The 15,292-nt window shown below is 37.1% G+C and carries 15 protein-coding genes; 11 read left to right on the top strand and 4 right to left on the bottom strand.

Annotation, left to right across the window (positions count from 1 at the left end; translation table 11 throughout):
- Positions 1–7 precede the first annotated feature (7 nt).
- The gene (locus A1704_RS00465) at positions 8–235 is read left to right on the top strand and encodes a hypothetical protein (protein WP_062669420.1); all 228 of its coding nucleotides are present in this window, start codon (positions 8–10) and stop codon (positions 233–235) included.
- A 64-nt stretch (positions 236–299) separates the two neighbouring features.
- On the opposite strand, the gene A1704_RS00460 is transcribed toward A1704_RS00465, so the two are convergent.
- Positions 300–791 carry a hypothetical protein gene (locus tag A1704_RS00460; protein WP_062669418.1) on the bottom strand — a complete coding sequence of 164 codons (492 nt, stop codon included), beginning with the start codon at positions 789–791 and terminating at the stop codon, positions 300–302.
- Between the two features lie 163 nt (positions 792–954).
- Here A1704_RS00460 and A1704_RS00455 point away from each other — a divergent pair, with 163 nt between their 5' ends.
- Together A1704_RS00455 and A1704_RS00450 are read left to right on the top strand one after the other, a co-directional pair.
- Positions 955–2,214, top strand: a complete 1,260-nt coding sequence (locus A1704_RS00455; RefSeq protein ID WP_062669416.1) for an SH3 domain-containing protein — start codon at positions 955–957, stop codon at positions 2,212–2,214.
- 342 nt (positions 2,215–2,556) lie between these two features.
- Positions 2,557–3,042, top strand: coding sequence for a hypothetical protein (locus A1704_RS00450; protein WP_034697952.1), 486 nt, complete (start codon positions 2,557–2,559; stop codon positions 3,040–3,042).
- Between the two features lie 65 nt (positions 3,043–3,107).
- Here A1704_RS00450 and A1704_RS00445 read toward each other — a convergent pair whose 3' ends face one another.
- Positions 3,108–3,497, bottom strand: coding sequence for a Fur family transcriptional regulator (locus A1704_RS00445; protein ID WP_062669414.1), 390 nt, complete (start codon positions 3,495–3,497; stop codon positions 3,108–3,110).
- A gap of 86 nt (positions 3,498–3,583) precedes the next feature.
- Between A1704_RS00445 and A1704_RS00440 the strand changes: the two genes are divergently transcribed.
- The 3 genes from A1704_RS00440 to A1704_RS00430 all read left to right on the top strand — a co-directional run bounded on the left by A1704_RS00440 (position 3,584) and on the right by A1704_RS00430 (position 6,601).
- Positions 3,584–3,922: a MerC domain-containing protein gene (locus A1704_RS00440; protein WP_062669412.1), complete on the top strand. Its 339-nt coding sequence runs from the start codon at positions 3,584–3,586 to the stop codon at positions 3,920–3,922.
- A gap of 3 nt (positions 3,923–3,925) precedes the next feature.
- Positions 3,926–5,128: a GTP-binding protein gene (locus A1704_RS00435; RefSeq protein WP_062669410.1), complete on the top strand. Its 1,203-nt coding sequence runs from the start codon at positions 3,926–3,928 to the stop codon at positions 5,126–5,128.
- 78 nt (positions 5,129–5,206) lie between these two features.
- On the top strand, positions 5,207–6,601 hold the full coding sequence (locus tag A1704_RS00430) for an alkaline phosphatase (protein WP_062669408.1): 1,395 nt from the start codon (positions 5,207–5,209) through the stop codon (positions 6,599–6,601).
- Positions 6,602–6,778: 177 nt separating this feature from the next.
- Here A1704_RS00430 and A1704_RS00425 read toward each other — a convergent pair whose 3' ends face one another.
- Together A1704_RS00425 and A1704_RS00420 are read right to left on the bottom strand one after the other, a co-directional pair.
- Entirely contained in the window at positions 6,779–7,600 is an 822-nt protein-coding gene (locus A1704_RS00425; RefSeq protein ID WP_062669406.1) for an anti-sigma factor, read from the bottom strand.
- Between the two features lies 1 nt (position 7,601).
- Positions 7,602–8,171: an RNA polymerase sigma factor gene (locus A1704_RS00420; protein ID WP_228432501.1), complete on the bottom strand. Its 570-nt coding sequence runs from the start codon at positions 8,169–8,171 to the stop codon at positions 7,602–7,604.
- 252 nt (positions 8,172–8,423) lie between these two features.
- Here A1704_RS00420 and A1704_RS00415 point away from each other — a divergent pair, with 252 nt between their 5' ends.
- The 5 genes from A1704_RS00415 to A1704_RS00395 all read left to right on the top strand — a co-directional run bounded on the left by A1704_RS00415 (position 8,424) and on the right by A1704_RS00395 (position 15,291).
- Entirely contained in the window at positions 8,424–8,993 is a 570-nt protein-coding gene (locus A1704_RS00415) for a fasciclin domain-containing protein (RefSeq protein ID WP_062669404.1), read from the top strand.
- Between the two features lie 79 nt (positions 8,994–9,072).
- Positions 9,073–9,783, top strand: a complete 711-nt coding sequence (locus tag A1704_RS00410) for a ferritin-like domain-containing protein (RefSeq protein ID WP_062669402.1) — start codon at positions 9,073–9,075, stop codon at positions 9,781–9,783.
- Between the two features lie 24 nt (positions 9,784–9,807).
- Complete coding sequence (locus A1704_RS00405; protein ID WP_062669400.1) at positions 9,808–10,623, top strand: ferritin-like domain-containing protein; 816 nt, start codon at positions 9,808–9,810, stop codon at positions 10,621–10,623.
- A gap of 388 nt (positions 10,624–11,011) precedes the next feature.
- Positions 11,012–14,920, top strand: a complete 3,909-nt coding sequence (locus tag A1704_RS00400) for a response regulator (RefSeq protein WP_062669398.1) — start codon at positions 11,012–11,014, stop codon at positions 14,918–14,920.
- A gap of 14 nt (positions 14,921–14,934) precedes the next feature.
- A complete protein-coding gene (locus tag A1704_RS00395) occupies positions 14,935–15,291 on the top strand; it encodes a response regulator transcription factor (RefSeq protein ID WP_062669396.1) in 357 nt (118 codons plus the stop codon).
- Position 15,292 lies beyond the last annotated feature (1 nt).

Here is a 15,292-nt window from a genome sequence, read left to right as displayed (position 1 = left end):
AAAAGCCATGAAAAAATTAAACAGAAAAACATTAAAAAACATGATCGGAGCCATTGGAATAGAGCTGAATCTTCCGCTTCCTGTAGGCGTTTGTCTTGGCAATCTGCTTTCCCTTTGTCCTCCTCATTCTCATTGCCGTGCAGATGAAAGATGCTATCCTGATGCTGCCGGCCCCTGCATCAACGGGCTTTGTCCATCAGGCTACCACTGCCATTCGGGGGAATGTGTCAGATAGAATAAGAAAACAAAAAAACCTTTATCAATGCTGATAAAGGTTTTTTATATAGTACAACTATAATTTATCGTTTTATTCCAATTGCTTTTAATGCACTGGATGTTAAAAAGATATCATCAAACACCGTCAGTGACTCTACATCATTGAAGCCTGTAGGAATCAGGTCATTTTTATTAAATGACAATTCAATAGAAGGGTCGTATGAAGCAATGATTCTCACTTTTGAATATCCATTATAATCTACCTTAAACCCTTCAAACATACAGTTCTGCTCAGCCTTCTGGTACTCTGCATATTCTTCGAAACCTACAATATCCGTTCTTCTTCCATCGTTATGGTCAAGAGATTTCCATGCGGTATAATTTTTCGGTTCTTTCAGAATATTTCCTTTACGGTCTACAGGAACAAACATTCCAAGAGTCAAACGCTTCTTTAAAAAATTGGCATAATTATTCATCAGATTCAAAATCTGAAGATCAGCATATCCTTCGTGGGAATAATACTCCAGCACGAAAGTTGTCATCGGAATCAGCTTAAGAGAAGCATCAGTCGGCATATTTAGTCTTTACTTTTTTGGGCGATAAAAATAGTATTTTTATTTACGCTACCCAATGGAAACAGATGAATAGGATGGAATTTATACCCATTCTGAATAACAATAACTTTGGGACAAACTCTTATTTTTCATTATTTTTGAAACAATAACCATAGAAACCATTATGAACACCTCTGTAAAAGACGTGGAAACTTTTGCAGATATAAATTACAATATATTGAATAAGATACTATTGGCAGCCGGAATCATTCAATGCTGCTTTTACAATATCCAGGCTCAGAGTGCCGGAGCACGCCCGGCCTATACCTCCGAATGGGGTCACCTTTATCGTGAAAATGGAAAAAATAAGGACGTTTTGGGAATCTTTTCTACTGAAGCACCAGTTTACCTCCTGGATTCTACCCAAACGCAATACAAAGTACAGGTAAGCAACGGTGATATTGGTTTTATAGACCGCCAGCCACTCCAAAAGTCTATGCGTGGGAAAAAATCAGCGGGTGAACCACTACAATATTTCTATAGAGGAAAAGAGGGATATCAATGTCCCCATTTTTATGTGCAGGGATCAGAATTACGTGTACGAAAAGGCCCTACAACGGAAAGTACGGCAACACGAAAATTGGCTTTAAACGAACTGATTTGCATTGATTATGTACCCCTGTATCAGGATGGCTGGGTATATATTGGCGACCATTTCCACGAAAATCCGGAATATATCCAGATGAAATACCTGGGAACAGAACTTACATACGACAAAATTTTGAAAGATTATCTGGCTGCAAAAGGAAAGAACAAGGAAAAAGAACTGACTCAGGTTGGTAGATTGCGCGAAATTGCATGGCTGGAAGATAAAAATCTTAAACAAGCATTACTTTATTGGCAAGAATCTTATTCAGGCATAGAAAATCCAAAGATAGATATCGATTTTGAACTTCTTCTGGCGGATCAACTGGCAAAAAAACCAGAAACTGAAGCTTATGAAAAAAAGTTGAAAGCCTTAAATATGCATTTTGTGTGGAAAGAGACCCAGCTTTTTGACGGAAAAATTACAAAAACACAGGTGAAACAGCTGGAGATGCAGAAGGTAAAAGACATTCCCAATACCCCTGAATGCGGCTGGGAACCTCAATATTTTTACAGAACATCTGATATTATTGTAGCCTTTGAAGAATATAAAGGAAAAGTTTCCGGAAGCATTTACAAAATGTCCTTCAACAATGGCGAAGCTGTGATTCTGGGAAATGAACGTATGGATTCTAATTATAATGAAAAGGATTTTGTTACCCGTTTTGGAGATCTGCTCTCAACACGCTGGATTTCTTCTCCGCACGAATATTACATTCAGAATGGAGATGCCGGGCTCTTTATTTTTACTTTTAAAGAGGGGAAGCTTTTCAGCTATGAATGCATGTATTATTGTTAAATGAATTGTTAATTATATTGATCAATAGAGGCGGGTTTTAACCCGCACATTTTATTATTTATTTTTCAAAGGTTTCAGCCTGAACTTAGCCAATATTAAGTTTTGGCTGAAGCCAACGTATCTGTATCTAATTGTTAAAACGGGCTAAAGCCCGTTCCTATTGAATATTTACATTTGTTTCTGCTATAATAGCAGATTTATATATCAATAGAGGTGGGCTTTAGCCCGCCTATTTTATAAAGTATTCTTCCATTGGCTTTAGCCGAAACTTAAAATATTTTCTAACATAAGTGATTAAATTTTAAAGCCGTATCTTTACCTCACCAAACAAAATATTACAATATGTCATTTATAACACCTGAAGGAGCCAGGAAGGCTCAGCTATCCCTATCTGAAAGGGCACCCGTTGCTCATTCCATTCTCTCTGGGGAAGAGAATATTTCGAAATACAACAGTGGAGTATGTCATGATGTAGTTGCCTATGCATTGTATATGCGTGGTGCCAGGATAAGTCCTACTCAGCTTGCCGAATCTGCAGGACAAAAATGGTTAACCTTATTCAATTATCCGGCTGGAGAAAAATGGGACGGATACACACCCATTCCGGCAGGGAAGGCCATTGGTTTTTACAGGCTTATTGATAAAACATTCTTTCACTCAGCAATTACTACAGGAAACGGAAATGAAATCAGATCTGTGAACGGATTTTCATTAGGATCGGCATGGACAGTACCTGTGGATATGAAATGGGTATTGGGCAAAAAGAATTCTGACGGAACCTTCAATTATGATGGTACCAAGATAGAAGTCTATATTTCTTCTTTATAACAGAATTTATATTTCAGTACAACAAAAGGCAGATCAGCATATTCGCTTTTCTGCCTTTTTATTTTTTAAGCATCAGCACATTTCGGGCATATCCCGCTGATGATAAAATTATATTCATGTGCGATGAAATGTTCCGGTAAACTGATTTCCGGAATAGCATTTTCAATGCACGTAACGGAATGACATTCCTTACAGTTAAAATGAACATGATTGTGAAAATGCTGTTCATTAGAACATTTTCCACTACACTTTGCAAAATTCACCACACCATCAATGTTGACAATCTTGTGTATCGCACCTTCGTTTTCAAGCCTTTCCAAAACCCTGTAAATGGTTACTCTGTTGCACAGATCTCCCAGTTTCTTCTGAATATCAGAGTGGGTAAGGGCTACATCCGAACTATTAATAAGGTTTAAAATTTCCGTTTTGGCATGCGTATTTCTGACCTGTTTCATATTTTAATGCAACAAAGTTGCGTTATTTAAATTTTTATTTCTACTTTTGCAACAAAGTTACGATAAGAAAATTAATCCATACTATTATGAAATCAAAAATTCTTGATGCTGTAGGAATCTCCGCTGCTGTTTTATGCCTGATTCATTGTATTGTCTTTCCACTGCTATTAATTGTTCCATTGGGAATCTCCCATGATCCTTATATTGATCTGGTTTTCCTTTTCATAGGAGCCGTTGTGGTATTCAGAATAACAAAAAAAATGGAAAACCGGTGGCTGAAGTTTCTGTTCTGGATATCATTAAGCCTTATTTTCATTTCTATATTGACAGATTTTCTGTTTGAAGTTCATCTTCCTCTGATCTATATCGGAGCTATCGGTTTGATTACAGGTCATATCATCAATTTTAAAAATCATAAACATTAAATCATGACTAAAAAACTTCCTGTAACGGTACTCAGCGGCTTTCTGGGAGCTGGAAAAACGACACTACTGAATCATATTCTTCACAATAAACAAGGATTAAAAGTAGCTGTAATAGTGAACGATATGAGCGAAATTAATATTGATGCCCGCCTGGTTGAAAATCAAAATACCCTTTCAAGAACAGAAGAAAAGCTTGTTGAAATGAGTAATGGGTGCATTTGCTGTACACTTCGTGAAGATCTTATGGTAGAGGTAGAACGTTTGGCGAATGAAAACCGTTTTGATTATCTCCTTATTGAAAGTACAGGTATCAGTGAACCTATTCCTGTTGCTCAAACCTTTACTTATATTGATGAAGAGAGTGGAATAGATCTGTCCCGTTTCAGTTATGTTGATACAATGGTAACGGTGGTAGATTGTTTTAATTTCATGAAAGATTTTGGCTCTAATGAAATGTTGCTGGACCGCGATCTTACTGATATGGAGGGCGACTACAGAACGATTGTTAATCTTCTGACCGACCAGATTGAATTTGCCAATGTGATTATTTTAAACAAAACAGATCTTATCAATACTGGAACACTTGGCTTTTTAAAAGCAGCAATCCGAAAACTGAATCCCGACGCAGATCTTTTACACGCTGAGTTTGGAAAAATTGATCCCCAAAAGATTTTAAATACTAAGCTTTTCGATTTTGATAAGGCACAGTCGTCCGCAGGCTGGCAAAAAGAGCTTCAATCTGATCATCATACCCCGGAAACTGAAGAATACGGGATAAGTTCACTTGTTTTTAGAGATAGAAAGCCCTTTCATCCCATAAGGCTCTGGGAATATCTGAATCATCATTATCCGGAAGGAACCATAAGAGCTAAAGGTTTGTTCTGGTTAGCTTCAAGACCTGATGATGCATTGAATTTTTCTCAGGCAGGAGGTTCATTCAGGCTTGAAAAAGCAGGAGTTTGGTGGAGTAGTATGCCTATGAATCATAGGGTTCAGTATTCTTCATTTGTAGAAAACCAAACATTTATAGAAAACAGATGGGATAAAAACTGGGGGGACAGAATTAATGAATTGGTATTTATCGGGCAGAATCTGGATAAAGATCAAATGTTATCAGACCTTCAACATTGTCTTATTAATGAAAGGGAAAAGGAACTATTTGACAAAAAACAAAGTTTTGAAGATCCGTTTCCAAAGAACATTTAAAATTAACTTTTAATTAATGCAACAATGTTACGATAAAAATTTAAATACAATAACTTACAGCATTATTTCAAAAACAATATGGACAGAAGAAAATTTCTAAAAGGATCTGCAATACTTTCAGGATTATTAACCTTATCACCATCTGATCTCTGGAGCTTCGGGAAGAATACCGAACTGCACAGGAAAGGAAAAGCTAAGAATATTATTTTTATGATCAGTGACGGGATGAGCCTTGGAACGCTTTCGATGGCAGATCTGTATTCACGGAATATTTTAGGAAAAGGAAGTAACTGGCTTAATCTGTATCATGATAAAAAGGTGACCCGTGCTTTGATGGACACCGCTTCTGCAAGTTCTGTTGTCACAGATTCTGCTGCCGCAAGTTCAGCCTTTGGAGGAGGGATCAGAGTGAAAAACGGAGTTTTAAACATCGGAGCTAACGGAGAGAAACATCTTCCGATATGGCAGCAATATAAAAAAGCAGGAAAAAAAGCAGGCTGCGTGACTACGGTAACCATTACTCATGCGACTCCAGCCGGATTCTGTATAAATTCTTCCAAAAGAAATGCTGAACCTCAAATTGCAGAAATGTATGCAGAGCTGGAATTCGATGTGCTGTTAGGAGGCGGAGACGAGTTTTTCAATCCCTCCAAAAGAGAAGACAAAAAAGACCTCTATTCTGTTTACAGTAAAAAAGGGTACCGGATTCTAAAAACACAAAGCGATCTGAAAGAAATCAAAAGAGGAGAAAAATTATTAGGAATCTTCAGTACAGGAGCATTACCGTATACCATTGACAAAACGCACCTTACTGAGTACAAAAATACACCGACTCTTGCTGAAATGGCCAATACTGCTATTCATCAGATGAAAGATCATCCTGAAGGTTTTGTCCTTCAGATCGAGGCCGGAAAAGTAGACTGGTCTGCCCATGCCAATGACGTAGCGGCACTCATCCATGATCAGCTGGCATTTGATGAAGCGGTGAAAACGGTAATGGATTTTGCCGAAAAAGACGGAAATACTTTAGTCATCATCACTACAGACCATGGAAACGCTAATCCGGGCACTATTTACGGAGCGGATGCAACCAGGCAATTTAACAGCATTTCCGATTACAAATACACCAATGAATACATTCTCAACAGGATTCACAAAGATTATTCGGTAAAAGATATTAAAGACTGGATTTATGAAGGTAATAAAATCACATTGACCGATGATGAAGCCAAGCATCTGCTAAGTTTTTACAACGGACTTGAAAAAGAAGAAGGGCTTTATAATTATAAGAAACTGCCTTTTAAATTGTATTCAGAAATTCAGAAAAGCAGGAATTCTGTGGGGTGGATCAGCATGGATCATTCCGGAGATTATGTGGAAGTAGCGGCTTATGGTCCTGGAAACGAGCTTTTACAGCCGTTTATTAAAAATACAGACCTTCATGATCTGATGCTGAAGGCCTGTCTGGTATAGACATTCATATTTTTTCATATTTAATTATTTGGGAGATACGAGGCGGATTGATTGTGTCCGCCTTGTTTTTTTATGCAAAAAAGACTTCCATAAAAATTAAAGGATAAGTTTTTCACTTATTTCACATTAAGTATTCTGTCAAATGATCCTGTTTTATATAAATGAAATGGGTGAAACTTAAATTCCACCCATTACAAACATATTTTCCATTGTAGGGACTTTGCTTCCGCCTTCTTTTTCAAGAGTAATCGCAAAAGCCTGGGCTTTTGGTATATTGGCCAAGGCAATCCTACTGTCTTTATCTTCAGTGTACATTCCTGCATTTACCGGTTTTCCATCTTCTATAGCCCAAAGCTGATATTGCATTCCTTCGGGAGCTTTAGGAAGTTTTTCAGCATTCAGGTAAACTTCTTTTGTTTTCTTATCCCAGAAAACCATTGCTTTGGCTTCTGTGTGTTTTTCTACACCTTTCAGCATAACCATCTGCATATCGGGATTAGAGAACATATCAAGCTTCTGATTCATCTTCTCCATCGTCTTATCCTGACGTTTTTTATCTGCTATCAGTAATGATATTTCTTTCTTACTGGCAGATTGGCTGTTCATCCAGAATAAATTTCCGGCAACACTTACAAGAAACAATGCCGAAGCCGCCACTGCATAAGTTCTCCAGGGAGTCGTAGTTTGAGTTCTCTCCTGTTGAGTGATTTCCCTGTGAGTTTTTACATCAGTGATATCTGTTGAAAGAGTAGGAGTTACTTCTTCAACAATCTGTTCCTGCTGAATTTTATTCCAGATCTTAGATTTCAAATCACCTGGAGGTGTTACAGCCTGAGCTGTAGCAAGTTGTTCCAAAATTTTCTGTGCTTCTTCAAAAGCCGCTTTCACTTCAGCATTATTCTTCATCACACACTCCAAAATCCCTGCTTCCTCGGGAGAAGCATGACCTAGAATATAAGATTCTATAATTCCGGATGATATGTATTCTTTAGTGTTCAATTTATTGGTAATCTTTTAGCAAATCTTTTAATTTCATCAGTGCATTCCGCATTTTCGTTTTTACCGTTCCCAGCGGTATCTTCAGTTTTTCAGATATTTCATGTTGGGTATATCCCTGATAATAAGCAAGATTTATAAGCTCCTGCTTGTCTGCTTCCAGACCTTCCAGCACGTTATTAAATCCGATATAATCAGAAGAATTATTGGTAGTTGAAAGCTCTGCAGTATTATATACGAAATCAGGAAGTGATTGGTTTTTAAGCTCATTCTGGAATCCTTTAGACTTTAGATAGTCGATAGCCGTATTCCGGGCTATATTGATCATCCATGTATAAAACCGTCCTTTGGAGGAGTCGTACTGATGAATGGAGTTCCATATTTTGACAAAAACATCCTGAATAACTTCTTCGGTATATTCTTTAGACTGAACGATTCGAAGAATGATTCCGTATAACGCACCCGAATAGTGGTCATACAGATAATGAAAACCGTTTTCGTTTTTTTCTCTTAATAAAACGATAAGTTCCTCTTCAGAATAGGTTGTTTTAATAATATTTATTTTTCTGTTCAAATGTAATAAAATAAAACATATGGGCAACAAAATTCAACACATCTTTTATTTCGTACATGTTTTCCTGAAAATTATTAAAAAATATTCAATACAAAAATCGTATTTCATGAGTTGATTTTATTTTTCTTTAAAAATAATATACTACAAATCAGACAGTTATAATTTATTTGTTTTTTTTTCAATCTAAAACAAAACCAGCCTCGTAAATGATTTTAAAAACACATTCAATATAATTAACTAAAAATCAACGCAATGAACACACATTCAAAAATCACAGTTTTAGCAATGGTAGTTTTATCATTTGCTTTCAGCGGAAAGGTAACTGCACAAACGATGAAAGAAAAAACAGTAATGGTAGGAGGTGCTCCTATGTATCCTTCCAAAAACATTATTGAAAATGCGGTCAACTCCAAGGATCATAAAACTCTTGTAGCTGCCGTAAAAGCTGCCGGTCTGGTAGAAACATTACAGGGAGCAGGACCTTTTACCGTATTGGCACCTACAGATGCTGCCTTTGCAAAACTACCAAAAGGAACAGTAGAAAATCTTGTAAAACCTGAAAATAAAGCCACACTTACTTCGATCTTAACCTATCATGTTCTTCCAGGAAGATACAGTGCTAAAGAAATTTGGGCAGCCGTAAAAGCAGGAAACGGAAAAAGTATGATGAAAACTGTACAGGGTGAAAACCTTACTTTCTGGACAAAAGGTAAAGATCTTTACATAAAAGATGCAAAAGGAAACAGTGCCAAAGTAACAATTGCTGATGTGAACCAATCTAATGGAGTGATTCATGTAATAGATACTGTATTGATGCCGTAATAAATTCTAAGATTTCAGACAGCATATCCAATATGCTGTTTTTGTTTCTTTTATATCTAACACTAAAAAAATTAATAGTATGAAAAAAGTAATTCAGGTTTCTAATCAGGGTGCCACCCTTAATACCAGCAGAAGAAACTTTTTAAAATTAGGTGGAGTAGGATTAGCCATCGCAGGCCTTACCATTATCGGATGTAATGACGATGATGACTTCCAGATTATAGAAGAATCCAAGTATGATCTTGGAACAGGAGATGTAGGTGTACTCAATTATGCCTATGCCTTAGAACAGCTTGAAGCCGATTTTTACACGAAAGTGGTCAACAATTTTTATACGGGGATTTCCAGTATTGAAAAAGAGGTTTTTACAGATCTCTATCATCACGAGGTGATTCACCGTGATTTCTTCAAAGTTGCGATTAGCGGTGCTACAGATCATGTGCTCCCTAAGCTTGAATTCCAGTATCCTAATGTGAATTTTAATGACAGAAATTCAGTATTGGCTACCGCAAAAGCATTGGAAGATACCGGCGTAGCAGCTTACAATGGAGCAGGAAAATACATTTCCAATCCTGCCTATCTTGTGATTGCCGGTAAAATAGTTTCTGTGGAAGCCAGACATGCCTCTGCCATCAGAAATCTAATCAATCCCGGATCTGCAGATTTTTCGGGAGACGATGTGATAGATGCCAATGGACTTGATCTCGCCAAAGAGCCAAAAGACATTGTAATGGCTGCCGGAACATTTATCAAAACACCTTTTACCTGGAAAGAAAGAGGAATCAACTAATCATTCACCTTAAAAACTCACATTATGAATATTCTTAGATTACTGGATAAGCTTTCTGATGATAAATTTTTCACTTCAGAAGCTTCAAGACTGGAAACCATCACGAATATTTCTTTATTCGGAAAAAAAGCAGCTACAGCAGCTGTGCCTCTTGGATTAGGAGCGATGATGGCTACTCCAGCCAAAGCAGAAGCTCCAAAAACAGGGTTAACAGGTATGGCTTTAAAAAGTACACTCACAGATGCTTTACAACTGGCATTGGTACTGGAATATCTGGAAAATGAGTACTACAGCATAGGATTATCAACACCAGGATTAATCCCTAATGGAGACAGAACCGTTTTCATGCAGATTTCAAAACATGAATCCGCCCATGTAAGCTTCCTGAAAAGCACACTGACTTCATTAGGAACAACTCCCGGAAATAAGCCTACGTTTGATTTTACAGCAGGCGGAAATTTCATGCCTTTTACAGATTATAACCAATTTCTTATCCTTGCTCAGGCCTTTGAAGATACCGGAGTAAGAGCTTATAAAGGACAGGCAGGAAATGTGATGTCCAACAAAGTAGTGCTTCAGGCAGCATTACAGATTCATTCCGTTGAAGCAAGACATGCTTCACAAGTAAGAAGAATGAGAGCTAACAAAGGGTGGATTGAGCTTGCTAACGGTGGAAGTATGCCTTCAGCCACCAATCCTGTGTATGCAGGAGAAGACAATACCAATCAGGCAGGCTACAATACAGCAACTCTATTTGGGGCTGCGGCAGGTTCTGCAGCTTATGATGAAATTTTAAGTGGCAGCGATGCACAGGCTATTGCTTCATTGTTCATAGTTTAGTTGTGATTTGGATGATGATAAGTGGTGAGTCCATTTCCGAATTTTCCGGGAATGGACTTTTTTTGTAATAATGAATGTTCTCCCTTCAAAAATATTCACATTTAAAGTGTATTATACAACAGATTTTACGATCAGACAAGGTACTTTTATCTTTATAATAGATGGTACTTCTTTACTTAAAACTTTTGCCGGCAAATTTTAAATAAATACACATATAGCTTTATTATAAAATTTACTGTAACGGAATACGAAATAATTTCGTAATTTGGTTTACTTATTAAAATAATAATTTAAAGCACTTAAAAATATTTAAAATATAAACTTTAATGCCTTGATTATCATTTTTTAATAATCAAAAAAGAAAAGTCTCTAATTGTTGACATAATATATGAAGAAATATCCAATTCCTGAGAATGAAGAAGGGAGAATGAAGAAACTGGAGTATTTTGATCTTTTGAACCTTGAAAAAGATCCCCAGTTAGACATTTTTGCAGAAACAGCATGTCTGGTGACAGACTGTCCTGCAGCGCTTATTGCTATGATGGAAAGCGAAACCCAGACCATTCAGAGTTGCGTGGGAATGGCTCTTGATTTTGTAGACAGAAAAAATACGGTCTGCCAATATTCAATAGCAAGTGGAGAAATTCTGGTCATCAATGATACATTATTGGATGAAAGATCATCAGAAAATCCACTTATTCTGGCGGGTGGAATCCGGTTTTATGCAGGAGTTCCGTTGATTGACGATGAAGGTTTTGTATTGGGGACAATCTGCGTTATCGACTATAAACCTAAAACCATCACAAAAGACCAGATATCTACTCTGAAAAAAATAGGAGACGCAATCACAAAAATTCTGACGGGTAAAAGGAAAAATATTCAGGCTGAATATTTTCAACAGACTTTTACCATTTCCAATAACCTGATCTGTGTTCTGGATAAAGACTTTTCACTGAAAGAGAGTAATCCGGCTTTTGAAAAGACTTTTCAAATGGATAAAGGTCAGATTCTCGGCCAGAATTTTCTTGATCTGATAGGGAATCATAATTCTCAGCTCCAATTACTTTCCAAAAACCTTCCCAATACGGATGAAGAAGTAACATTTACAACTTCAACAAAAATAGATGATACCCAAACGATCATTATTGAATGGTCTTTAAAGCTCAATCAAAATCATTCAGAGATTTTTTGTTTTGGAATTAATATCACCCAACGCATCGAAGAAAAGCTTAAACTTGAAAGCTCTGAACGCCGCTTCAGAAGCTTCTTTGAAAACGCTATAGGCTTGATGAGTATGCATGATATGGAAGGAAATATCATTGCGGTCAACGAAAAAGGAAGAGAAACCCTTCAATATTCTGCTGAAGAGGTAGAAATGTTAAATTTAAAAGATCTTGTTCCTAGAAAAAACTGGCCTCTTCTGGAGCAATATCTCGAAAGAATTAATAAGAACCATGAAGATTTCGGGACTATGATCCTGAAAGCAAAAGGAGGTGAGGAAATGATCTGGATGTACCATAATCTTGTGGAAATCAACAAAGAAGGAAAACCTTATGTGGTGAGCACTGCACTAAATGTTACGGAAAGAGTAAGTTTGGAAAAAGATCTTGTTCATACCAAAAAGATGTTGGAACAAACCAGTGCTGTTGCCCAGGTGGGAGGATGGGAAGTCAACCTGAAAAACAACACGGTTTTTTGGTCGCAGTCCACCCGGGAAATTCATAAAATAGATAAAAATTTTCAGCCTGATTTTGAAAATGCACTGGGTTTTTACAGTGAAAAAAGCCGCGAAAAGCTGGAATCCTTATTCGAAAAGGCTGTAAAAGAAGGCGTTCCCTACGATGAAGAATTACAGCTAATACAAAATGACGGCGTGATGATCTGGGTAAGGGTAAAAGGTATACCGGAATTTGAAGATGGAGTATGTACGAGAGTCTACGGAATCATTCAGAATATTGATACCTTCAAAAATATCTACCTTGAACTGGCCAGAAAAGAAGCTATGCTGCAGTCTTTTGTAAAATACGTACCTTCTACAGTAGCCATGTTTGATAAAGATCTCAATTATGTTTCCGTAAGCAGAAGCTGGAAAGATGAGTTTCAGATGAATGACATCAGACTTATTGGAGAGAACATGTTTAAAATCTCACCCAATGTACCGGATGAGAGATTAAAAATATATCTGGATGCACTGGCAGGAAAGGCCTATAAAAATGAAGACATGGCCATAGAAGTTCCGGGTAAAGGAATCATTCAGCATTACAGTGTAGAAGTGACACCATGGTATCTTTCCAATAATGTTATAGGAGGAATTATTGTTTCTGCACAGAATATTACACCCTCCGTAAGAATCAATAGTGAACTGAAAAATGCCAAGAAAATGGCAGATATTGCCAGCAAAGCAAAGTCTGAATTCTTAGCCAATATGAGCCATGAAATCCGGACTCCGCTGAATGGTGTTATTGGCTTTTCCGACCTTCTTTTAAAAACACCGTTGAATGATATACAGACTCAATACCTCAATTACATCAATGAATCAGGGGAGAATTTATTGAATATCATCAACGATATTCTTGATTTCTCCAAGGTAGAATCCGGAAAAATGGATCTTATCATTGAAAAATCCAATATTTATGACATGGTAAGCCAGGTGATCAATGTAATCCTTTACCAGTCACAGAAAAAAAATATAGAATTACTCCTCAATATAGAACAGGGACTTCCTGAGACCATCTGGCTGGATGAATCAAGGTTGAAACAAATTTTGATCAACCTTCTTGGAAATGCCGTGAAATTTACAGCACAGGGAGAAATAGAGCTTAAAGTAGAAAAACTGAATCTGGACAGCAAGAATATCAAACTTAGATTTTCTGTAAGAGATACCGGAATTGGTATTCCTAAGGAAAAGCAACACCATATTTTCAATGCCTTTACGCAGGAAAACAGCTCTATCAGTAAAACGTATGGAGGAACGGGTCTCGGATTGACCATTTCCAATAATATTCTGAAATATATGGGAAGTAAACTATCATTGGTGAGCGAACCCCAAAAAGGATCTGTTTTCTATTTTGATATCGAAGTTCCTTATGAACTATCTGATCGTCATGATGATGAAGATCTGAAAATAAACAAGGTACTTATTGTAGATGATAATGAAGCCAACAGAATTATCATTCAGCACATGCTTGCTTATAAAAATATAGATTCGAAGCTTGCAGCCAATGGAATGGAAGCTCTTCAGATATTACTTGCAGGAGAGCGTTTTGATGTTATTCTGATGGACTACCATATGCCTATTATTTCCGGACTGGAAACGATAGAAAAAATCAAAGAACTGTTCAGCAAACAAAATGAATCTTCTCCTTTGATTATTCTCCACACGTCTTCCGAGGAACATGATGTGATCAATTCTTTCCGTCAGGAAAACAATTCATTCTTCCTGCTGAAGCCTATCAAATCTGAAGAACTCTATAAAACATTGAGACGAGCTGTAAAAAATACTGAAAAAGAGGTAACCAGCATTCCACAACCGGAAACAGAAACCTCCATACTGATGCAGGCACCGCAGGTTTTACTGGTAGATGACAACCCTGTCAATATGGTTCTTAACCACAAAATGATGCGTTCATTAATTCCGGATGCAGAGCTTACAGAAGCTACGGATGGACTTCAGGCGGTTTTGCAGTGTAAAGAAAAGGTATTCAATATCATTTTAATGGATGTTCAGATGCCGGTAATGGATGGCATTGAAGCTACCAAACAAATCCGCTTACTCCCGGAATATTCCAATGTTCCGATTATCGGGGTAACGGCAGGTAATGTACTGGGAGAGAAAGAAAAGTGCCTGGATTCCGGGATGAATGATTTCCTGCCTAAACCTTTAAGACAGGCAGATCTGCTGGAAATGCTTAAAAAGTATATCATTAACGAAAATAATAGCCCTGCTGAAGATTCTTCCCATCAGGAAAATTACCTCGATATAAATATCCTGAATGAACAGATAGGCGATGATGATGAGGATTTCAGAAAAATATTCCTAGATCTTGTAGTAGATCAGCTTACTCAGGCTGAAGAGAATATCAAAAAAAGCACAGCAGAAAAAGACAGTGCCAATCTGAAACTGATTCTTCACAAGCTTAAAGGAACAGCAGGAACAGCAGGATTGGTAAAACTTACAGAACGTACTGCCAGCTGGGAAAATAAAGCAGATCCTGACATGGATTTTATCTCCATGGAAGAGGAAATTATCCGGGAGATAACAACAGGATTACAATTAATTAAAAATCTAATACAATAAAAAAAACTAAAATTATGCTGATTCTAATCGCCGAAGACGACGAACTGATTCTAAAAACGATTGAACACAAATTATTAAAAGAAGGACATGAAGTGATCCTGACCAGAAACGGGAAAGACGCTATTGAAACCCTTAAAACCAAAGATGTAGATCTGGCCATCACAGATATTATGATGCCGTTTGCCTCAGGAATTGAAATACTTTCGGCTATTAAAACCATGGGAAAGCAGATACCGGTGATCATGCTTTCCAGTATGGGGCAGGAAGAAGTAGTACTGAATGCTTTTGACCTCGGAGCTGTTGATTTTATTGTGAAACCATTCAGTCCCAATGAATTAACATTAAGAATAAAAAGATTTTCTTTAAAATAAA

This window comes from Chryseobacterium cucumeris (assembly GCF_001593385.1).
Lineage (GTDB): Bacteria > Bacteroidota > Bacteroidia > Flavobacteriales > Weeksellaceae > Chryseobacterium > Chryseobacterium cucumeris.
This window is presented reverse-complemented; position numbering and strand designations above follow the sequence as displayed.